This is a genomic window from Sulfitobacter pacificus (genome assembly GCF_030159975.1).
GTDB classification, from domain to species: domain Bacteria; phylum Pseudomonadota; class Alphaproteobacteria; order Rhodobacterales; family Rhodobacteraceae; genus Sulfitobacter; species Sulfitobacter pacificus.
Genome location: NZ_BSNL01000001.1, coordinates 2,090,802 through 2,110,105 on the forward strand (window position 1 = coordinate 2,090,802; position 19,304 = coordinate 2,110,105).

At 59.0% G+C, this 19,304-nt stretch carries 23 protein-coding genes and 1 other RNA gene; 12 read left to right on the forward strand and 12 right to left on the reverse strand.

Translation table 11 applies throughout. The features are described 5' to 3' along the window. Positions 1–43 precede the first annotated feature (43 nt). Positions 44–1,339: a guanine deaminase gene (gene guaD / locus QQL78_RS10460; RefSeq protein ID WP_284373175.1), complete on the forward strand. Its 1,296-nt coding sequence runs from the start codon at positions 44–46 to the stop codon at positions 1,337–1,339. Here guaD and QQL78_RS10465 read toward each other — a convergent pair. The 4 genes from QQL78_RS10465 to QQL78_RS10480 form a co-directional block, all read right to left on the reverse strand. Beyond that, positions 1,336–2,676: an 8-oxoguanine deaminase gene (locus tag QQL78_RS10465; RefSeq protein WP_284373177.1), complete on the reverse strand. Its 1,341-nt coding sequence runs from the start codon at positions 2,674–2,676 to the stop codon at positions 1,336–1,338. The genes guaD and QQL78_RS10465 overlap by 4 nt on opposite strands. A gap of 109 nt (positions 2,677–2,785) precedes the next feature. Continuing rightward, positions 2,786–3,583: a histidinol-phosphatase gene (hisN, locus tag QQL78_RS10470; protein WP_284373179.1), complete on the reverse strand. Its 798-nt coding sequence runs from the start codon at positions 3,581–3,583 to the stop codon at positions 2,786–2,788. Positions 3,584–3,612: 29 nt separating this feature from the next. Next, positions 3,613–3,987 carry a helix-turn-helix domain-containing protein gene (locus tag QQL78_RS10475; RefSeq protein ID WP_284373181.1) on the reverse strand — a complete coding sequence of 125 codons (375 nt, stop codon included), beginning with the start codon at positions 3,985–3,987 and terminating at the stop codon, positions 3,613–3,615. Positions 3,988–4,414: 427 nt separating this feature from the next. After that, on the reverse strand, positions 4,415–5,290 hold the full coding sequence (locus QQL78_RS10480) for a LysR family transcriptional regulator (RefSeq protein ID WP_284373183.1): 876 nt from the start codon (positions 5,288–5,290) through the stop codon (positions 4,415–4,417). 122 nt (positions 5,291–5,412) lie between these two features. Between QQL78_RS10480 and QQL78_RS10485 the strand changes: the two genes are divergently transcribed. The 3 genes from QQL78_RS10485 to QQL78_RS10495 all read left to right on the forward strand — a co-directional run bounded on the left by QQL78_RS10485 (position 5,413) and on the right by QQL78_RS10495 (position 6,932). Further along, complete coding sequence (locus tag QQL78_RS10485) at positions 5,413–5,634, forward strand: DUF1127 domain-containing protein (protein ID WP_284373185.1); 222 nt, start codon at positions 5,413–5,415, stop codon at positions 5,632–5,634. 124 nt (positions 5,635–5,758) lie between these two features. Continuing rightward, a complete protein-coding gene (locus QQL78_RS10490) occupies positions 5,759–6,535 on the forward strand; it encodes a Bax inhibitor-1/YccA family protein (protein WP_203240868.1) in 777 nt (258 codons plus the stop codon). Positions 6,536–6,623: 88 nt separating this feature from the next. Beyond that, complete coding sequence (locus QQL78_RS10495; protein WP_284373192.1) at positions 6,624–6,932, forward strand: DUF1272 domain-containing protein; 309 nt, start codon at positions 6,624–6,626, stop codon at positions 6,930–6,932. A gap of 10 nt (positions 6,933–6,942) precedes the next feature. Here the strand turns inward: QQL78_RS10495 and QQL78_RS10500 are convergent, their stop codons facing one another. The 7 genes from QQL78_RS10500 to gatC form a co-directional block, all read right to left on the reverse strand. After that, a complete protein-coding gene (locus QQL78_RS10500) occupies positions 6,943–7,494 on the reverse strand; it encodes a P-loop NTPase family protein (RefSeq protein ID WP_284373194.1) in 552 nt (183 codons plus the stop codon). A gap of 77 nt (positions 7,495–7,571) precedes the next feature. Further along, complete coding sequence (gene rpmG / locus QQL78_RS10505; protein WP_013961079.1) at positions 7,572–7,739, reverse strand: 50S ribosomal protein L33; 168 nt, start codon at positions 7,737–7,739, stop codon at positions 7,572–7,574. Positions 7,740–7,930: 191 nt separating this feature from the next. Continuing rightward, an RNA gene (gene rnpB / locus QQL78_RS10510) (RNase P RNA component class A) lies at positions 7,931–8,348 on the reverse strand. Between the two features lie 88 nt (positions 8,349–8,436). Continuing rightward, positions 8,437–9,093 (reverse strand): N-acetylmuramoyl-L-alanine amidase, encoded by a 657-nt coding sequence (locus QQL78_RS10515; protein ID WP_284373203.1) that lies wholly within the window; start codon positions 9,091–9,093, stop codon positions 8,437–8,439. Between the two features lie 3 nt (positions 9,094–9,096). Next, on the reverse strand, positions 9,097–9,822 hold the full coding sequence (locus QQL78_RS10520) for a hypothetical protein (RefSeq protein ID WP_284373205.1): 726 nt from the start codon (positions 9,820–9,822) through the stop codon (positions 9,097–9,099). A gap of 41 nt (positions 9,823–9,863) precedes the next feature. Beyond that, on the reverse strand, positions 9,864–11,351 hold the full coding sequence (gatA, locus tag QQL78_RS10525) for an Asp-tRNA(Asn)/Glu-tRNA(Gln) amidotransferase subunit GatA (protein ID WP_284373207.1): 1,488 nt from the start codon (positions 11,349–11,351) through the stop codon (positions 9,864–9,866). Continuing rightward, on the reverse strand, positions 11,351–11,638 hold the full coding sequence (gene gatC / locus QQL78_RS10530; protein ID WP_284373209.1) for an Asp-tRNA(Asn)/Glu-tRNA(Gln) amidotransferase subunit GatC: 288 nt from the start codon (positions 11,636–11,638) through the stop codon (positions 11,351–11,353). Before gatC ends, gatA begins: the two co-directional genes overlap by 1 nt. Positions 11,639–11,761: 123 nt before the next feature. On the opposite strand from gatC, the gene QQL78_RS10535 reads away from it, so the two are divergent. Next, positions 11,762–12,457, forward strand: coding sequence for a metal-dependent hydrolase (locus QQL78_RS10535; RefSeq protein ID WP_284373211.1), 696 nt, complete (start codon positions 11,762–11,764; stop codon positions 12,455–12,457). On the opposite strand, the gene QQL78_RS10540 is transcribed toward QQL78_RS10535, so the two are convergent. Beyond that, positions 12,454–12,909, reverse strand: coding sequence for a nucleoside deaminase (locus QQL78_RS10540; protein WP_284373213.1), 456 nt, complete (start codon positions 12,907–12,909; stop codon positions 12,454–12,456). The two genes, QQL78_RS10535 and QQL78_RS10540, sit on opposite strands and share 4 nt — an antisense overlap. A 61-nt stretch (positions 12,910–12,970) precedes the next feature. Here QQL78_RS10540 and QQL78_RS10545 point away from each other — a divergent pair, with 61 nt between their 5' ends. From QQL78_RS10545 to QQL78_RS10575, 7 genes are all read left to right on the forward strand, one after another. After that, positions 12,971–13,798, forward strand: a complete 828-nt coding sequence (locus tag QQL78_RS10545; protein WP_284373215.1) for a pseudouridine synthase — start codon at positions 12,971–12,973, stop codon at positions 13,796–13,798. Between the two features lie 158 nt (positions 13,799–13,956). After that, positions 13,957–14,775: a TerC family protein gene (locus QQL78_RS10550; RefSeq protein WP_284373217.1), complete on the forward strand. Its 819-nt coding sequence runs from the start codon at positions 13,957–13,959 to the stop codon at positions 14,773–14,775. Positions 14,776–14,818: 43 nt separating this feature from the next. Further along, entirely contained in the window at positions 14,819–15,049 is a 231-nt protein-coding gene (locus QQL78_RS10555; RefSeq protein WP_284373218.1) for a hypothetical protein, read from the forward strand. Positions 15,050–15,051: 2 nt separating this feature from the next. Next, complete coding sequence (locus tag QQL78_RS10560; RefSeq protein WP_284373219.1) at positions 15,052–15,936, forward strand: 5-bromo-4-chloroindolyl phosphate hydrolysis family protein; 885 nt, start codon at positions 15,052–15,054, stop codon at positions 15,934–15,936. Positions 15,937–15,973: 37 nt separating this feature from the next. Further along, complete coding sequence (locus QQL78_RS10565; protein ID WP_284373220.1) at positions 15,974–17,170, forward strand: toxic anion resistance protein; 1,197 nt, start codon at positions 15,974–15,976, stop codon at positions 17,168–17,170. Positions 17,171–17,198: 28 nt separating this feature from the next. Next, complete coding sequence (locus QQL78_RS10570; RefSeq protein ID WP_284373221.1) at positions 17,199–18,134, forward strand: DUF2927 domain-containing protein; 936 nt, start codon at positions 17,199–17,201, stop codon at positions 18,132–18,134. A 48-nt stretch (positions 18,135–18,182) separates the two neighbouring features. Next, positions 18,183–19,295 (forward strand): SPFH domain-containing protein, encoded by a 1,113-nt coding sequence (locus QQL78_RS10575; protein WP_284373222.1) that lies wholly within the window; start codon positions 18,183–18,185, stop codon positions 19,293–19,295. Positions 19,296–19,304: the final 9 nt, after the last annotated feature.

A 19,304-nucleotide genomic window follows, 5' to 3' on the forward strand; every position in this document is an offset into this window, starting at 1 on the left:
GCAGCCCATTGTAGCCCCCCGCACAGCTCCGTAAGATCACCGGATGACAAAAATGACCCTTTTGACTGGCCCCACCCTGTGCTTTGACGCAAACCCACTGGCCGGGCCATGGCAAGACGCGGTGCGTATTGAGACCGATGGTGCCGTATTGCTTGCAGACAGCCGGATCGCGGCGGTTGGCAAGGCCGCAGAGCTGCGTCAGGCCCATCCGCAGGCGGCAGAGCAGCGCTATGACGGCGATCACCTGATCTGCCCCGGATTTGTCGACGCCCATGTGCATTATCCACAGACCGGCATCATCGCCTCATGGGGCAAGCGGCTGATTGACTGGCTGAACGATTATACGTTCCCCGAAGAAATGCGCCTGTCCGATGCGGACTATGCGCAAGAGGTCGCCACCCGCTATCTGAACCTGACCCGCGCCCATGGCACCACCACCGTGGCCAGCTATTGCACGATCCATCCACATTCGGTGGACGCCCTGTTCACCGCTGCGGCATCCCGCGACCAACGCATTGTTGCGGGTAAAACCTGTATGGACCGCAATGCGCCTGACGGGCTGCGCGACACGCCACAATCGGGCTATGATGCCAGCAAGGCATTGATCGAACGCTGGCATGGCAAGGGCCGCGCCACCTATGCCATCACGCCACGGTTCTCACCAACCTCAACACCTGAGCAGCTGGCTGCACTTGGGGCCTTATGGGGCGAACATCCCGATTGCCTGATGCAGACACATCTGAGTGAACAAACTGATGAGGTTGCATGGGTGCGCGATCTCTTCCCGCAGGCGCGGGATTATCTGGACACCTACGAAGCACATGGGTTGCTCGGTGAACGTGCAGTCTATGGCCATGCCATCTATCTGGAACCGCGCGAGGTGGACCGGATAGCCGAGGCCGGCGCCGCACTGGTGCATTGCCCGACATCGAACACCTTTATCGGCTCCGGCCTGTTTGACATGGCCGGTCTTAGCGCCCGTCATATCCCTGTGGGTCTGGCCACGGATACCGGCGGCGGATCGTCCTTTTCGATGCTCCGCACCATGGCTGCGGCCTATGAAATCGGCCAGCTGCGCGGCACCCCGCTGCACGCCGCACAGCTGATCTGGCTGGCGACAGCAGGCTCTGCCAACAGCCTGCATCTGGGCGATAAAGTTGGTTCGATATCAAAAGGGCACGAGGCGGACCTGACGGTTCTCAACCTCTCCTCCACCCCCGCCATTGCGCAGCGCCACGCACAGGCCAAGGACCATTGGGAAAGCCTGTTTGCGACAATCATGATGGGCGACGACCGTGCCATCGCTGATGTCTGGATCGCAGGGGCACGCCAGACCTAGGCGGCCTCCATCAACCCGCGTGCCAGCGTATTCTGCCGCGCTATCACCACGCCCAGATCCAATGTGGTCACCTGCCCGTCGCGCACGATCTGACGTCCCTCGACAAACAGGTCGCGCACCGTTGTCGGCCCCGCCAGCAGCAGCGCCGCCGGGTCCCACGATCCCGCCGCTTCAATCCCGCTGACATCCCAAACCGCAATGTCAGCACGTTTGCCAACCGCCAGCCGCCCGCAATCGGGGCGTCCCAGCATATCCGCCCCCCCGCGTGTGGCAATCAACAGGGCCTCGCGCGCACTCATCGCATCTGCGCCATTTGCAACCCGCTGCAACAACATCGCCATACGCGCCTCTGCCACCAGATTGCCGGCGTCATTGCTGGCCGATCCGTCCACCCCCAGCCCCACCGGCACCCCCGCGTCCCGCAGCGCACGGACCGGGGCAATCCCGGACCCAAGGCGGCAATTGGAACAGGGGCAATGGGCCACGCCGGTACTGGTCTGGGCAAACAATGCAATTTCTTCCGCGTCCAATTTGACACAATGGGCGTGCCAGACATCCGGCCCGACCCACCCAAGGCTTTCGGCATATTGTCCGGGACGACAACCGAAGGCGGATAGCGAATAGGCGATATCCTCTTCGTTTTCCGCCAGATGGGTGTGCAGCATCACCCCTTTGTCCCGCGCCAGCACAGCGGTTTCACGCATCAGATCACGGCTGACCGAAAATGGCGAACAGGGGGCCAGCCCGACGCGGCACATCGATCCCTCCGCGCCGTCATGAAAGGCGTCGACAAGTCGGATGCAATCCTCAAGGATGGCGGCCTCCTTTTCGACAAGGGCATCCGGCGGCAGGCCACCGCCGCTTTCCCCAATGCTCATTGAGCCGCGTGTCGGGTGAAACCGCATCCCCAGTTCCGCCGCCGCATGGATGGTGTCTTCCAGCCGCGTTCCGTTTGGATAAAGGTACAGATGATCGGTACTGAGGGTGCACCCGGACAGCGCCAGTTCCGCCAAACCGACCTGCGCCGAGACGTGAAAATGCTCCGGCGTCATCTGCGCCCAGATCGGGTAGAGCGTTTTCAGCCAACCAAACAGAAGCGCATCCTGCCCTGCTGGCACCGCGCGGGTCATGCTTTGGTAGAGATGGTGGTGCGTGTTGACCAAACCGGGCGTCAGGATACAGCCACTGGCATCGACGACTTCGCCATCACTGTGCAACCCCTGCCCGATTTCGGTGATGACACCCCCCTCCAGCCGCAGATCCGCAGCCTTCAACTCTCGGCGGGCATCGTCCATCGTGATGACAAAATCGGCATTTCGGATAAGAGTTTCAGACATGAGGAGGCACCTTTGAAATCGATGGCCCATCTCAATTAACCGAAGCGCACAGACGGAAAACGGGAAAGAGACTGTGCAAAAATATTCTAGTACAAGTTGTTTGTCCGGGTCAATGTTTTCGCAGGATCTCTAGGGCTTGCGCGTGGATATCAGGATTTGCAGCCGCCAATGCGCGCCCCCCTTCATGCACCGGCCCGCCGCGCCAATCCGTGACAATGCCGCCCGCAGCCTGGATCACCGCAATCGGTGCCTGAATATCATAAGACTGCAACCCCGCCTCGATCACCAGATCCACCTGCCCCGCCGCCAGCAGGGCATATGCGTAGCAATCCATCCCGTAGCGCGTCAGCTGCGCCTTTGCAGCAACTGCATGAAACCCGGCGTGATCTTCCGGCGCCCCCACCTCTGGAAAAGTGGTCAACACAATGGCTGCGCTCAAATCGCGGGGGGCACAGCTGCGCAGCGCGCGCTGCCCCAACGGTCCGGTCATGACCGCCCCATCAGGTGCCCCTTCAAACCGTTCCCCGATATAGGGCTGGTCAATGATGCCATAAAACGGCCCATTCGCATCTGACAGCGCAATCAGAACACCCCATGTCGGGGTGCCACTGACAAAACCACGGGTGCCGTCAATCGGATCCAGCACCCAGGTCAGACCAGAGCTGCCGGGCTTATGGCCAAATTCCTCGCCCAATATCGCGTCATCTGGCCGCTGCTGCGCCAGTATCTCGCGCATGGCCTCTTCGGCCGCCCGGTCTGCAAGGGTTACAGGGTCATAGCCTTCGGCAAGTTTGCTTTGCGTACCCAGATCCGCACCACGGAAATAGGGCAGGATTACAGCGCGGGCTGCATCGGCCATCAAATGGGCGACACGCCGCACATCGGCGTCAAAGGAAGGGTGTGACATCAGGTAATTTCGTCCAGGTCAGCCTTGGGCTAAGCCACGTCGCTTAACACACGGGCCAGTTCAAACAAGCGGCGGCGCTGGTCCTCGGGGATGGAATAATAGGAACGGATCAAATCCATCGCTTCCTTATCGCCCAGCAAATCGGAGGGAACATTTTCATCCACTTCCTGCGCCTGCTCTTGTTCGGATTTAATACCCTCAAAGAAAAACGACACATCAACTTCAAGCGCGTCAGCAATGTCCCAAAGCCGCGATGCGCTGACCCTGTTGGCACCGGTCTCGTACTTCTGGATTTGTTGAAATTTGATACCAACCAGTTCTGCAAGCCGTTGTTGGGTCATTCCGGTAAGCCACCGGCGCTGTCTAATTTTCTGACCGACATGTACATCGACTTTATGGGGCATTCAGTTCAACCTTCTCAATCTTCACTCTCGCTCACGATTTCATGAGTTAGAGCAGTCGTTACTTCAACACATGCTCTATCTTGCCGTCTATGCGCAGTGTACTACGCGACGTCGAGCGTGCAATTTATTTCCTAGCCGTTTAGACAACGGGCAAGTTGCCCATGCCTGTGCAGAGCCCTAACGTTAAATCGCGGCCAAGTTTATTCTGCGTCAGGTGAGACCCCCTGTGCAAATTCGCACAGAAAATTATTGTACAGCAATCTCCTAGGCATTGTTTTTAGGAGATTTTATACACTCATAGGTAGATCCTCCCATTTTGCGGGAATTCCACCTCACCATCACAACCAACCGCACCTGGCACTGGATCGCTGGGTGATTATATCGGCCATATCCCGCCGATACAGCCCCAAAAAGTGATGTTGGTAAATTACACTGCCCGCAACCGGTGGGATGAGACACCTGAAAATGCCTGCCGCAACAGGTCTACAAGCGTGTCCTGCACCTCGCTGCGGCCCTCTATCCCGCCATAAAGATTGATTTGCTGGACGGGCAGCGCCGGCAAAGCGCCTCCGTGATCCACCACTTCAAGGTAGGGCGGTTGCGTCCCTTCGATCATAGCGCAAATCGCGAGGTCGGCACTGGTGGCGGCTTCAATGGTGCGGTCGCTTTCCGTATCTACCGTCATTTCCCAGGCGATCCCCGCTTCGTCGAGTGCCGCACTCACCTGCGCACGGAAAACACAATGACGGCAAAATGCCAACGGCAAGGCACGGGCCCGCCATGCGGTCCCCCCCGGTGCGCCGACCCAGACCAGAGGCTTGCGCGCCAGCACCTCACCCCCCTGATCCACCCCGGTTTCCGTTGTGACGACCACATCGCAATCCCCTTTGGCAAACTGATCCTTCAGCGTTCGCGTATAGGAGGCTTCAAGCTGCACCTTGACCCTTGGGAAAACCGCATGAAACTGCTTCAACACCTGCGGCACCGCCGGATAGACCACGTCATGCGGCACCCCGAGTTTGATCTCGCCCTCAAAAGCCTGATGGGTCAAGCGACCAATCACCTCATCGTTCAAGGCCACCATCCTGCGGGCATAGGTCAACAGCTGCTCACCCGATGCGGTCAGGGCGATGGTCCGCCCGCTGCGGTCAAGCAACGACAGGTCAAGCATTTCCTCCAGCCGTTTCAGCTGCATCGAAACCGCAGATTGCGTCAGATGCAAAAAACCGGCGGCCCGCGTGACACCGCCAGAGTCAGCAACCGCAACAAAAGAGCGTAGCGTCGTGATGTCGAGATTTCTCATATATCACCCCTTGTGATGGACACGATAACAAACATTCGTTTTCATTATTGGTCATTTTAGCGGATACATCAAGCATCGATATGAAAACGGATAATACATCACAGTTAATGAAAGGTCCTACCATGCTTTCCTCATCTCCCGCCATCCGCCGCCCCGTTGATTGCTGCCCCTCAAAGCCAGGTCTGGCTGCACGGATCTTGGGCGCGCTTGCAGTTTTGCGCAGCCGCAGGCAGCTTGCAGAGCTGGATCAGGACCGTCTGGATGATCTGGGCATCAGCCCTGAGGCCGCCCAAACCGAAGCAAACCGCGCGATCTGGGATGTCCCGGCCCATTGGGTCAAATAATGTGAAATCTAGCCGCTTTAACGCGGGTTATACCTTGTAATGTGGGCCGCAAATTCCGATATTTGGTGCAATACTCCCCGCTGCTCGCGTGGGAACCAACCCTTTTGCCATTTGGAGGTCTTTCATGGCTGACGTGAATACAATCCGGAGCACAGCCGGAGCCCGCGCCGCCGATATCGACGCGGGGCTGCGTGCCCACATGAACAAAGTCTACAGCACAATGTCGATCGGCATGCTGATCACATTTGCTGCCGCATGGGCCCTTGCCGGGCTTGCGGTAACATCTGATCCCTCTGCCGCTTCTGCACAGTTGGGACCTGACCAATATCTGACCGGCCTTGGCTATGCCTTGTACGCTTCACCGCTGAAATGGGTTGTGATGTTTGCGCCATTGGCCTTTGTTTTCGGTTTCGGGGCTGCGATTAACAAAATGTCCGCTGCCACAGCACAGACGGTATTCTACCTGTTTGCCGCTGTTATGGGTGTTTCGATCAGCTCTATCTTCCTGATCTACACCAATAATTCGATTGCACAGGTCTTCTTGGTCACATCAATCGCCTTTGCCGGTCTGTCGCTCTATGGCTACACCACGAAAAAGGACATCTCCGGTTGGGGCAGCTTCCTGATCATGGGGGTGATTGGTCTGATCGTGGCGTCTATCGTCAATATCTTCCTGCAATCCGGTGCCCTGATGTTCGCCATCTCTGCCATCGGCGTGCTGATCTTTGCCGGTCTGACAGCCTATGACACACAGCGGATCAAAACCGACTATATCTCCCATGCGCATCACGGCGACACGGAGTGGCTGGGCAAGGCCGCCATCATGGGCGCGTTGAGCCTCTATCTGAACTTTATCAACATGTTCATGATGCTGCTGCAGCTCTTCGGCAACCGCGAATAAGCGGCTTTCGCCAGAACGTTTCGAAAGGCCGGTCCCATGGATCGGCCTTTTTCTTTTCAGGAGCCAAATCTATCTTGGGAGAAATCTGATGCTTGAACTGCGCCCCAACTGCGAGATGTGCGACTGCGACCTGCCGCCAGAGGCCACAAATGCCCGCATCTGTAGCTATGAATGCACCTTTTGCGCTTCCTGTGTGGACACCGTGTTGCATAACGTCTGCCCCAATTGCGCAGGCGGCTTTGTCCCGCGCCCGATCCGACCGGCAAGCGCCCGCCGCCCCGGCACCAGCCGCCTGCATCAATCACCAGGCGACAAGCGCCGCAGGTTGAAACACGATATTGATAATATCAAAGCACTGGTTACCGCGACCAAGGACATACCGCCAGAGCAACGTTAACGCGGCGGCGTCAGGACAACCCCGCCAGCCAGACCTGTACCTCACGCGGGCGGCGCAGATGGACCACAACCAGTTCGTCCCGTGCCTCTGCAACCAGCTTGGCAACCTTCGCCCGCGCAGTATGCCGTGACTGCCAGATAAATTTGTAAAACGTCAGCGTTTCCGGGTGCAGCCTTTCCACACAGCCCTGCGGCAGATCCGGCCGCGCCTTGCCCAGATAGCGGAACAGACGTTTGGTCACCCGCCACAGACGCAGCCCCACCGGCAAATCCAGCCAGATCAGCAGATCCGCCCGTTCCATCCGGTTGCCATAGGTCACGGACATACCGCCCTCAAACACCCAGCTGTCCTGTTCTTCCACGGCTTGCGCCATGGGAAGTTTCTCGGCCATCGGACGCTCAACCCAGTTTTCCTGCCAATGAATCTGATCCATGTGAAAAACCGGCAAGCCCAATCGCGGCCCCAGCAAACGCGCCAAGGTGGATTTGCCGGAACCCGGCCCGCCAACGATCATAATGCGTTTCATGGACCGCACAGGATCCACTGAGATTTCAGGTGTCATCACATCCCCTGCCTTTGTCCCTAAAACGCAAAAAGCCGCGCAAACTGCGCGGCCCTGCATAAAACGAAAGTCAGATCTTACTTGATCTTGCCTTCTTTATACTCGACGTGCTTGCGCGCAACGGGGTCGTATTTACGAATGACCATTTTCTCGGTCATGGTGCGTGCGTTTTTCTTGGTGACGTAGAAGTGGCCTGTGCCCGCGGACGAGTTCAGACGGATTTTGATCGTGGTTGGCTTCGCCATGATAGTCTCTCCTGCTGCACCGCCACACTTTGGGGGATGCGTGAATTCTGAGCTTTGGCTTTTAACCGGATGCAACCCCGAGTCAACAGCAAAAGCCCGGCTTGGGTGAAGCTTTACACCCTCTCGGCGGGGAACGGAAATTTTTGAAATTTCCGGATCGTTTTCTTCAAAAGAAAACGCCCCCGATAATCACACGCGGAAGACCTGTAAGCCGGATTTTGTCCCCCCCGAGCCAAAGCCCGAAGGTGGATGATCATTCCTCTGACCATCGTGTTGCCACGATGGCTATAGCTGCCAACCCGAACCTGCTGGGGCAAAAGCGGCCCTGTCGCGACCCGAAGGCCAGCCGACGCGCGGTTCCTATTTGGCATTGCTCCTGGTGGGGCTTGCCGTCACCGTCTTTGTTGCCAGAGACGTGGTGGGCTCTTACCCCACCGTTTCACCCTTACCTTGAATGGTTTCGGTTGCCCGACCTGTTCAGTGGCGGTCTGTTTTCTGTGGCGCTGTCCGTCGGGTTACCCCGCCCGGGCGTTACCCGGCACCGTTGCTTTTTGGAGTCCGGACTTTCCTCGACAACATTGCTGTCACCGCGATCATCCAGCCTTCCGCGTGTGGGGCGGGCGTAGCGCGTGAACATATCTGTCGTCAATGCAGCAAATGGCGCGCTACAGTATATAAGGCCAAAAAGAGGAGAGGCTCAGTTCGAGGGCAGTGTGTAATCCGCAAGCGTCAAGGGGCCCCGCCGCCAAGGTGCTGTGCGCAGGCGGGTGGTGGCAAGCAAGGTCTCAAACGGGGTATCTTGCGGATAACCCGCCGCATGGGCGCAGGCCGTGAAGCTGTGTTCATCAATGGTTTCAGGGCTCTGTGCCGATGGCCTCGCCGCAAACCCTTGGCGCGCCAGACGCGCCCAGTCGAAATGCGGCCCCGGATCGATCTTGCGGCCCGGTGCCATATCCGAATGGCCGATTACGCCATTGGCGGGGATGTTCCAGCGCGCCATGATGCCGGCCAGCAGTGTTTCCAATGCAGCCATTTGCGGCTCTGGAAAGGGATGGGTGCCGCTGTTGTCCAGTTCGATGCCAATCGAGCGTGAATTTATGTCATCCTGCCCGTGCCATGCCCCCGCTCCCGCGTGCCAGGCGCGTTTATCTTCAGACACCATTTGGGTGACCCCACCGGTGACCGAAATCAGGTAATGCGCCGAAACTTCGGCATCCGGGTCACAAAGCCGCGCAATCGCGGCCTCTGCATTCTGCATCGCGGTATAATGGAGCACCACCAGCGCCGGAGCCAGCCCATCGCGGCGCGCCCCGCAATTTGGCGAGGGGTGCGAGGCAATCTCAAGCGGTGCCAAGCCCTAGCCCTGCTGCGCTGCCCGCCGGTAAGGCGCGGGATCCCAACGACAGGCATAACCGTCACCGTCAGGATCCATGCCTTTGCGGTCTTTTTCAGGGCCACCGCGGGTCAGAAACTCCAGCTGGGCCTCGTCTGCGGTGGCGAATTCGGCGCAGGCCCGTTCGAATTTCGCCTGTTTGTTGAACCCAGACCGGCGATAGCGTGCCGTGCCACGCGGATGCGAGGTTTGCAGCGCATAGGCCACCACATTGGGCCCCGACCCTTCGCGGCTGGGTAAAGCTTCGGGTTGGATCACCTGATATTGTGATCGGTTGGCGGCAAGGCGGGCCGCATCCGCATCAATGCTGCGCTGACCTGCTACCGCGTCGAAGTTGTTCTCATTCGAGATGCCTGCCGAATTCAACACGGGGGGCGGATTGGACGGGCTGGCCTGCAGCGGGGCTGCCCCGGAGTTGCTGACCGCACCACCGCCCGGACGTGTGGCATCAAGGATGCGTGTGGTTTCCGCCGCCGTCGCCTCGGCAGAGCCGCTGGCAGGCGCTGCCCCCAGTGGTGCCGCCGATACAGAAGCCGGGGCCGGCACGCCGCTCAACGCGGCATCGCGCCGGGCACGTTCGTTGTTGAACTGATTGTCAAAGCCGACACCGCGCCCGGATTCAGGGATGGTTGGCTGACAGGCGGCCAGCACTGCGCCAGTGGCGAGAACAAGGAAACTACGTGCAATCATGGGTCCTGCTTTGTCTTTTTGACGGTTTTATTGCAGCGGGTTTACCACCATTTCTCTGGCTTGGCTACAAAACCTGCCGCCCGTTCCAGCGCATAGGCGGAGGACAGCAAATCGGCCTCTTCCCATGGCCGTCCAATCAGTTGCAATGCCAGCGGCAGGCCTTGACGGTCGGTCCCCGTGGGCACCGCAATACCCGGCAGACCCGCAAGGTTCACGGTCACGGTAAACACATCGTTCAAATACATCTGCACCGGATCTGCATCCGCCATTTCCCCCAGACCAAAGGCGGCAGAGGGTGTGGCAGGTGTCAGGATGCTGTCGATGCCCTGAGCAAAGACGTTTTCAAAGTCGCGCTTGATCAGGGTGCGCACCTTGCGGGCACGGTTGTAATAGGCGTCATAGAAACCTGCCGACAGCACATAGGTGCCAACCATCACGCGGCGCTGCACCTCGGGGCCAAACCCTTCGGCGCGGGTTTTCTCGTACATCTCGGTGATGCCGTCACCCTGATCCAGCGTCGCGCGGTGGCCATAGCGCACCCCGTCATAGCGCGCGAGGTTGCTGGAGGCCTCGGCAGGCGCAATCACATAATAAGCCGGCAGCGCGTATTTGGTATGCGGCAGGGAAATGTCGACGATCTCGGCCCCTGCATCCTTCATCATTGCGATGCCGTCCTGCCACAACGCTTCGATCTCCTCGGGCATGCCTTCCATCCGGTATTCCTTGGGGATACCGATTTTCTTGCCGCGCATGTCGCCGGTCAATGCCGCTTCAAAATCCGGCACCGGAATATCCGCCGAGGTCGAATCCTTGGCGTCATAGCTGCACATGGCTTCCAGCATGATCGCCGCATCACGCACGTTTTTGGTCATCGGGCCGGCCTGATCGAGGGAAGAGGCAAAGGCCACAACACCCCAGCGCGAGCATCGGCCATAGGTAGGCTTGATCCCGGTAATGCCCGTAAAGGCCGCAGGCTGGCGGATGGATCCACCGGTATCTGTACCGGTCGCCGCAAGGCACAGGTCCGCCGCCACTGCCGCCGCTGACCCACCGGACGAACCACCCGGCGTCAGAGCCGCATCATCATTGCCGCGCCGCCAAGGGTTCACCGCATTGCCATAAACAGATGTTTCATTGGACGAGCCCATGGCGAATTCATCCATGTTCAGCTTGCCCAGCATCACCGCACCTGCGTCAAACAGATTCTGGCTGACGGTGGATTCATATTCCGGCAGAAAACCTTGCAAAATACGCGAACCAGCCTGCGACGGCACACCTTTGGTACAGAACAAATCCTTCATACCGATCGGCAGACCACACATGGCGGGGGCGTCCCCCTCTTTCAACCGTGCATCGGCCTTGGCCGCCTGCTCCAATGCTATCTCTGGCGTGTGGTGGACAAAAGCGTTCAACGCCCCTGCCCCGTCAATGGCTTTCAGGCAGGCTTCGGTCAACTCTTTGGATGTTGTGTCACCGGCACGCAGCGCGTCGCGGGCTTCGGCAAGGCCCAGTTTGTTCAGATCACTCATTATTCAACTACCTTCGGTACAGCAAAGAAACCTTCACGCGCATCGGGCGCATTCTTCAGGATCTTCTCCTGTTGATCCCCGTCCGTCACCTCATCCACGCGGCGTTTCAACCGCTGCGGGGTCACAGATGTCATCGGCTCAACACCTTCCACATCCACTTCGCTCAGCTGCTCAATGAACCCCAAAATCCCGTTGAATTCCTGCGCCAAAGCCGGAAGCGCATCCGGCTCTACCTTGATCCGGGCCAGTTTTGCCACACGCGCGGCGGTGTTTTCATCAATGGACATGGGGGTTCCCTTGCAGCGTTCTCATTTTCCTTGCCAATACCGCCCCAAGCGCCCCCTCGCAAGGGGAGGCTGGTGCTTGAAAGCAAAGACGTTAAGATCAGGCCAAATCTTAGGGAGGTTCACATGAATATCATCTGGCTTGGCCACGGCTCGTTCCGCTTTGAAATTGAGGATCAGATTGTGCTGCTTGATCCTTGGCTCAACGGCAATCCCATGATGACAGAGGACCAACATGCCGCAGCCATCACCGGGGCCACACATATTCTGGTGACCCACGCGCATTTCGACCACATTACGGATGTCGTCGCGATTTCCAAACAAACCGGCGCACCGGTATCGGGGATGTATGAACTGGCGCAATTCCTTGCTGCAGAGGGCGCTGTCGAAGGACAGGCGTTCAACATGGGCGGCACCATTGCGATTGGCGACAAAGTATCGGCCAGCATGGTGCCCGCCTCGCATTCTTCATCTGCGGATGTCGCGAACTCCCGCCGCTATATGGGCAATGAGAGCGGTTTTATCCTGCGCGGTGAAGGGCATACGGTCTATATCTCGGGCGATACCGGCATCATGGCCGATATGGACTGGATCGGGGATTTCTACAAACCCGACATCGGCATCCTGTCTGCGGGAGGGCATTTCACCATGGGCATGCCCGAGGCCGCCTATGCCGCGAAACGCTATTTCAACTTCAAAACGGTGATCCCCTGCCACTACCGCACCATGCCGGTGCTGGAACAATCTGCAAAGGTTCTGGCTGATGGGCTGCCCGGTGTCGATGTCGTAGAACCGGAGGTCTTGCAGGCAATCGAGATTTAACCGCCTCTTTTTCCCGCAAAAAACGCCTTTAGCATCGCCTCAGAGGCGGCAGCATCTATCCCGTCATAGACCTCGGGCGCGTGATGGCATTGGGCATGGGCAAACACCCGTGCCCCCTGCGCCACGCCGCCGGATTTGGGATCACCCGCCCCGTAATACAGCCGCCCGATCCGGCTGGCCGCAATCGCGGCGGCACACATCGCGCAGGGTTCCAGCGTCACATAGAGGTCATGCCCGATCAGGCGCTCCGACCCAAGCGCCGCACAGGCCGCGCGGATCGCCAGCACTTCGGCATGGGCGGTCGGATCATGCAATTCGCGGGTCCGGTTGCCCGCCTGCGCGACCACATCGCCCGCCGCATTGACCACAACGGCACCCACCGGCACCTCGCCGCGCGCACCCGCCGCCTCTGCCTCGCGCAGAGCCACATCCATGAAAGATCGAAATACCATGCCCCAAAGGAGCGCAAACCACGCCCTTTCGCAAGCCCGTCAAAGGCGCTAAGGCAGGCATATGAATAACACATCCAAGACCGACACGCCCAAAGGCGACCGTATCGCCAAGGTTCTGGCCCGCGCAGGCGTTGCCTCGCGCCGTGAAGCCGAACGTATGATCGAAGCTGGCCGCGTCAGCGTGAATGGCGAACAGATCACCTCGCCCGCGCTGAACGTGACCGATACAGATCGGATCAGCGTCGATGGCAAACCTCTGGCCGAACCGGAACCGCCGCGCATGTGGCTTTACCACAAGCCTACGGGCCTTGTGACCACCACCCGCGACGAAAAAGGGCGCGGCACAATCTATGATGATCTGCCCGCTGATATGCCACGGGTGATGAGCGTCGGACGGCTTGACCTCAACTCCGAAGGCTTGCTGTTGCTCACCAATGACGGCGGCATCAAACGCCAGTTGGAACTGCCCAGCACCGGCTGGCTGCGCCGTTACCGCGTGCGGGTGAATGGCCGCCCTTCCGAGGAGGCACTGGAACCCCTGCGCAAGGGAATCACCATTGAGGGCGAGCGGTTTTTGCCCATGAGCGTGACACTGGACCGTCAGCAAGGGGCCAACGCATGGCTGACAATCGGCCTGCGCGAAGGCAAGAACCGCGAGATCCGCCGCGCGATGGAGGCGATCAACCTTTCCGTGAACCGCCTGATCCGCATCAGCTATGGTCCATTTCAACTGGGCGAGTTGAAACAGGGCGAGGTTGAGGAACTGCGCCGCAAGGTCGTGCGCGACCAGCTTGGGCTGGTGTTAGAAGACAATACAGGCACAGCAGCGAAGAAGCCCAAAGCCGTGCAGCATGGCTCACGCAAGCGGCCCGGCAAACCGCGCCGCTAGGGGTGCGATTTCCTGCGAAACAACGGCACGGGTTTTTCAAGAATCCCGCCGCACCGCCGTTCTTGCCCGAATTTTCCCCGTTACAGCCAATTCACATTGAAGGCAGAACCGCTTAGACCTTTAGAAAGATCTGGGCAAAAGCCACAAGCGGGGACCATATGACCGACCTTCTCACACTCGAAAACCTTGGCAACCTCTTGGTGCTTTGCTTCCTGCAAGCGGTACTTGGCTTTGACAACCTGCTTTACATCTCGATCGAAAGCCAACGTGCCCCCGTTGCCCAACAGGCGGCTGTGCGCCGCTGGGGCATCATCATCGCCGTCGCCCTGCGCATTGTTCTGCTGTTCGTCATCATCCGCCTGCTCGACGCGATGTCCGAACCCTTCTTTGTCCTCAATTGGGAAGGCGTGCTCACCGGCGGCGTCAACTTTGCCACATTGGTATTCATCATCGGTGGTGTCTTCATCATGTATACGGCAGTTAAGGAAATCGGCCATATGCTGACGATTGAACATCTGGATACGGACGTAGAGGCCAAATCAGGCAAATCTGCCGCGCAGGTGGTGATGCTGATTGTAATGATGAACTTGATTTTCTCATTTGATTCAGTGCTTTCTGCCCTTGCCATCACCGATGTCTTTGTCGTTCTCGCCATTGCGATCATCCTCTCGGGCATCGCCATGCTGGTGCTTGCCGACAGCGTCACCCGCTTTCTGGAAGCCAACCGCATGTATGAGGTCCTCGGCCTGTTCATCCTGCTGATCGTCGGCATCGTCCTGCTTGGCGAAGCCGGACAAGCCGCCGCCCATGCCATGCATGATCCTGATCTGGCGCTGCGGTTCTTCGGCTATGAGGTGATCCCGATGTCCAAAACCACTTTCTACTTCTCTGTGGTGGTGCTGGTCGCGGTCGAGGTCATTCAATCCGGCTACACCCGCAAGCTTAACGCGGAACGCCGCACCGGGGCACGTCACTAGCGCCCATTCACCGGAACGCCTAGATTAGCGTTAAAGAGGTAACATGGCCCGTTTGTTGTTAATATTGATCCTTGTCGCAGCCGGTGTTGCCTTTGCTGTCATATTACACGCACTCTGGACCCGTATCACTCAGGCGGGTAAACGCGGCATGAACCCTGCAAACGGGATAACCAAGGGACAAGACATGGCACCATCCGGCATCCAGAAAGCCGCCTATATTGCGTTGATCGTTGTGCTTTTCGGCACCGCCTCCGGCTGGCTCGGGGGGCTTTAACCATGGCGCAGCGGTATGGCGGCAAATACAGCCCTGATGGCGACAGCAGCACCCCGGCGAAACAACAGCGGCGCGTGCAGGTCAGCCCGGCAGGCGGGCGCAGCAACATCATGTTCATCCCCGCGATTCCGCTGATCGCCACCACGCTGGGCGATGGGGCAATTCCGATGACCTTCGGCCTTGCCGGTGCGGGGATGTGGACCCTGTCCGCATGGCTGCTGCGCGAGGGGTTGATCGCTCAAGCCGCCTTTGACGAACGCAAGGTCGCCCGCCGCCCCGCTCTGCCACGCAAAATTCTGGCTGCTGTCGGCATGGGTCTAGGCAGCGCGCTGGCCGTGATTGCGCATCAAAACACCGCCGACATCTTGTCGCCGCTGCTGTTTGGCATCTGCACCGGGGCGCTGCATCTGGCCGCTTTCGGTATTGATCCTCTGAAATCCAAAGGCATGGAAGGCATCGACACCTTCCAGCAAGACCGCGTTGCCCGTGTGGTGGACGAGGCTGAAAAACACCTCAGCGCCATGACAGATGCCCTGACTCGCGCTGGCGACCGTCAGGCCAGCGCCAAACTGGCAGATTTTCAGGACGCCGCCCGCACCCTGATCCGCACAGTTGAGGAAGATCCGCGTGACCTGACCGCCGCCCGCAAGTTTCTTGGCGTCTACCTGCAAGGCGCGCGCGATGCCTCGATCAAATTTGCAGACATCTACAGCCGGACACAGGATCCAGAGGCGCGCGCCGATTACATCGCGCTGCTGGAGGATCTGGAACAGAATTTCGCCGCCCGCACCCAAAAATCCCTGCTGGATGACCGCAGTGATCTGACCATTGAAATCGACGTGCTGCGCGAGCGGCTTTCCCGCGAAGGGGTGCGTCTTGACCCATGATGCAGCTCTCATCCAACACTTTAAGGAAGTGAATTAAATGTCTGACACAGTACGTGAAAAAGCCACTCAATCTTTGGCCATGGTCGAAGAGGTAACCGCCGTCGTCCTGCCCGAACCCACAGAGGCAAATGCAATTGTCCCGCTGGAGAAAGCCGACAAACCCATGGGTGACGAGATCAAACGCCGCATGGCCGAGATCGATATGGACGACACCCAATCCATCGTTTCCTTCGGCTCTGCCGCGCAGGCCGAATTGCAGGAAATCAGCCAGTCGATGCTGGCGGATGTGCGCAACAAGGATGTCGGCCCCGCCGGTGATTCCCTGCGCAGCATCGTCACCACCATTCGCGGATTTTCCGTGTCGGAACTGGATGTGCGCCGCGACCGCAGCTGGTGGGAAAAACTGCTGGGCCGCGCCGCGCCTTTTGCAAAATTCACCGCCAAGTTTGAAGAAGTGCAAAGCCAGATCGACCGCATCACCGACAATCTGCTGAGCCATGAACACACACTGCTGAAAGACATCAAATCACTGGATGTCCTCTATGAAAAAACGTTGCAGTTCTATGACGAGCTGGCGCTTTACATCGCAGCGGGCGAGGCCAAGCTGGCCGAACTGGACGCCACTACCATTCCCGCCAAGGAAAAAGAGGTTGAGGCCGCCGCAGAGAATGACGCCGTGATGGTGGCACAGGAGTTGCGCGACATCCGCGCCGCCCGTGACGACCTGGAACGCCGTGTGCATGATCTGAAACTGACCCGTCAGGTGACCATGCAATCCCTGCCCTCGATCCGTTTGGTGCAGGAAAACGACAAATCACTGGTCACTAAAATCAATTCGACCCTCGTGAACACCGTCCCCCTGTGGGAAACCCAGCTGGCACAGGCGGTGACCATCCAGCGTTCCGCCGAAGCGGCCGTTGCTGTGCGTGAAGCCAATGACCTGACCAATGAATTGCTGACCTCAAACGCCAAGAACCTGCGTGACAGCAACAAGATCATCCGTCAGGAAATGGAACGTGGCGTCTTTGACATTGAGGCCGTGAAACAGGCCAATGCCGACCTGATCGGCACCATCGAGGAATCGCTGCAAATCGCTGATGAAGGCAAGGCCAAACGTGCCGCTGCCGAAGTGGAGCTGAAGGAAATGGAAGCCAAGCTGCGCGATACACTGGCCGCCGCCAAAGCGAAAAAGACCGGCTTGGGCGATACCGCTGCCGGTTCTGTCACGGGCTGACCGAAAGATGTCGGGGCGGGTTCACAAGATGATCAGACCTTTTAGCGTTTTGGCTTTTGCCGCCGCCCTTACCTCTTGTACGGTCGAACCTGTTGTGACGCCCGTTGCAAAACCCAAGGCGCGGCCCGTTGTTGCGGCCCCGCCCCCGGTTGTCGCCAAACCCACCTCACAGAAAAGCGCGATGTTGCGGCAATATTTCAATCAGGTGGAACGGGCGCAGCGCAGTCAGGGCCTGCTGCGCGAGGATGGCGGTGGCGAAGACACGCCGTTTACTGCGGATATGCTGGCACGCAACTTTGAACAGATCGCCTTTTTCAACGAATATGACGGGAATTTCTCCGGTCGTGGCGGGGCCAGCCCGCTGCGCCGCTGGGCCGACCCTGTGCGCATGCAGGTGATCTTTGGCGATGGGGTTCCCCCCTCGCAGCGCAAAAAGGATCAGGATGCCGTCAACAGCTATGCCCGCCGACTGGCCCGGGTCACAGGTCATCCGGTCTCGACAAATGGCGCGCCCAATTTCATCGTGATCATTGCCTCCGAAGACGACCGCGCGGAAACGCTGGAACAGGCAGCGGCGCGTGTGCCGGGCATCTCCACATCGTCGCTGGTCGCCTTTCGTAACATGCGCCGCGACACCTATTGCGCCGTTGCCGCCTTTGCCGCCGGTCCCGACCGCAGCACCTATACCGGGGCTGTCGCGGTGATTCGCGCCGAAAACCCGGATCTCTTGCGGCTGTCCTGCATCCACGAGGAACTGGCCCAGGGGCTGGGGCTGGCCAATGACAGCCCCGCCGCGCGGCCCTCTATCTTTAACGATGACGATGAATTTGCGCTGTTGACCAACCATGATGAGCTGCTGCTCAAAATGCTCTATGATCCCCGCCTACGCCCCGGCATGCACGCCAAGGACGCCGCGCCCCTGACCCGCATCATCGCACGTGAACTGACCGGTGGGCCGCTGTAACCACACCGGACGTTCTCCGCCAAGAAACTGACGTAAAGGACTTAAAACATGGGCATTTTCGATTTCCTCTCCGGCGAATTCATCGACGTCATCCACTGGGTCGACGACACCCGTGACACAATGGTCTGGCGTTTCGAACGTGAAGCGCATGAAATCAAATACGGGGCCAAGCTGACCGTGCGCGAAGGACAGGCGGCGGTGTTTGTCCATGAGGGCCAGCTGGCCGATGTCTTCACCCCCGGCATGTATATGCTGGAAACCAACAACATGCCGATCCTGACCACGCTGCAACATTGGGACCACGGCTTCAAAAGCCCGTTCAAATCGGAAATTTACTTCGTCAACACCACCCGTTTCAACGATCTGAAATGGGGTACCAAGAACCCGATCATCGTGCGCGACCCCGAATTTGGCCCGGTGCGCCTGCGCGCTTATGGCACCTATTCCGTGCGGGTCAGCGATCCGGCCAAGTTCCTGACCGAAATCGTCGGCACCGACGGCGAATTCACCATGGACGAGATCAGCTATCAGATCCGCAATATCATCGTTCAGGAGTTTTCCCGCACCATCGCCCGCGCCCAGATTCCGGTGCTGGACATGGCCGCCAATACCCGCGAGCTGAGCAAGCTGGTCGGGACCGAAATCGCCGCACAACTGGCCGAATACGGGCTGACCCTGCCCGAGCTCTACATTGAAAACATCTCTCTGCCCCCCGCTGTGGAAGAGGTGATGGACAAACGCTCCTCCATGGGGGTTATCGGCAACCTCAACGAATACATGCAGTTTCAGGCCGCAGAGGCGCTGGGGCGTGAAGGCGCAGGGGCCGGTGCCATTCAGGCAGGTCTGGGCGCGGGCCTTGGCATGCAGATTGGTCAGGCTACCGCAGCCAGTGCCGGTCCATGGGGTGCCAGACCTGCCGCGACCCAAGCCCCGATGGCACCGCCCCCACCACCCGTCGAACATGTCTGGCACATTGCTGTCGCTGGCGAGACCACCGGCCCGTTTTCCAAGGCCGCCATGGGACGTAAAGCGACCGAAGGCAGCCTGACCCGCGACACCTATGTCTGGACCCCCGGTCAGGACGGCTGGCAGCGGGCCGAGGACGTCACCGAGCTGGCGCAGCTGTTCACCGTGATGCCACCGCCCCCACCTGCAGGTTAAGTCCACGTC

Bases quoted from the DNA above. Each gene is read 5' to 3' on its own strand.
- guaD (WP_284373175.1), top strand. From the start codon at position 44: ATGACAAAAATGACCCTTTTGACTGGCCCCACCCTGTGCTTTGACGCA.
- QQL78_RS10465 (WP_284373177.1), bottom strand. From the start codon at position 2,676: ATGTCTGAAACTCTTATCCGAAATGCCGATTTTGTCATCACGATGGAC.
- hisN (WP_284373179.1), bottom strand. From the start codon at position 3,583: ATGTCACACCCTTCCTTTGACGCCGATGTGCGGCGTGTCGCCCATTTG.
- QQL78_RS10475 (WP_284373181.1), bottom strand. From the start codon at position 3,987: ATGCCCCATAAAGTCGATGTACATGTCGGTCAGAAAATTAGACAGCGC.
- QQL78_RS10480 (WP_284373183.1), bottom strand. From the start codon at position 5,290: ATGAGAAATCTCGACATCACGACGCTACGCTCTTTTGTTGCGGTTGCT.
- QQL78_RS10485 (WP_284373185.1), top strand. From the start codon at position 5,413: ATGCTTTCCTCATCTCCCGCCATCCGCCGCCCCGTTGATTGCTGCCCC.
- QQL78_RS10490 (WP_203240868.1), top strand. From the start codon at position 5,759: ATGGCTGACGTGAATACAATCCGGAGCACAGCCGGAGCCCGCGCCGCC.
- QQL78_RS10495 (WP_284373192.1), top strand. From the start codon at position 6,624: ATGCTTGAACTGCGCCCCAACTGCGAGATGTGCGACTGCGACCTGCCG.
- QQL78_RS10500 (WP_284373194.1), bottom strand. From the start codon at position 7,494: ATGACACCTGAAATCTCAGTGGATCCTGTGCGGTCCATGAAACGCATT.
- rpmG (WP_013961079.1), bottom strand. From the start codon at position 7,739: ATGGCGAAGCCAACCACGATCAAAATCCGTCTGAACTCGTCCGCGGGC.
- QQL78_RS10520 (WP_284373205.1), bottom strand. From the start codon at position 9,822: ATGATTGCACGTAGTTTCCTTGTTCTCGCCACTGGCGCAGTGCTGGCC.
- gatA (WP_284373207.1), bottom strand. From the start codon at position 11,351: ATGAGTGATCTGAACAAACTGGGCCTTGCCGAAGCCCGCGACGCGCTG.
- gatC (WP_284373209.1), bottom strand. From the start codon at position 11,638: ATGTCCATTGATGAAAACACCGCCGCGCGTGTGGCAAAACTGGCCCGG.
- QQL78_RS10535 (WP_284373211.1), top strand. From the start codon at position 11,762: ATGAATATCATCTGGCTTGGCCACGGCTCGTTCCGCTTTGAAATTGAG.
- QQL78_RS10540 (WP_284373213.1), bottom strand. From the start codon at position 12,909: ATGGTATTTCGATCTTTCATGGATGTGGCTCTGCGCGAGGCAGAGGCG.
- QQL78_RS10545 (WP_284373215.1), top strand. From the start codon at position 12,971: ATGAATAACACATCCAAGACCGACACGCCCAAAGGCGACCGTATCGCC.
- QQL78_RS10550 (WP_284373217.1), top strand. From the start codon at position 13,957: ATGACCGACCTTCTCACACTCGAAAACCTTGGCAACCTCTTGGTGCTT.
- QQL78_RS10555 (WP_284373218.1), top strand. From the start codon at position 14,819: ATGGCCCGTTTGTTGTTAATATTGATCCTTGTCGCAGCCGGTGTTGCC.
- QQL78_RS10560 (WP_284373219.1), top strand. From the start codon at position 15,052: ATGGCGCAGCGGTATGGCGGCAAATACAGCCCTGATGGCGACAGCAGC.
- QQL78_RS10565 (WP_284373220.1), top strand. From the start codon at position 15,974: ATGTCTGACACAGTACGTGAAAAAGCCACTCAATCTTTGGCCATGGTC.
- QQL78_RS10570 (WP_284373221.1), top strand. From the start codon at position 17,199: ATGATCAGACCTTTTAGCGTTTTGGCTTTTGCCGCCGCCCTTACCTCT.
- QQL78_RS10575 (WP_284373222.1), top strand. From the start codon at position 18,183: ATGGGCATTTTCGATTTCCTCTCCGGCGAATTCATCGACGTCATCCAC.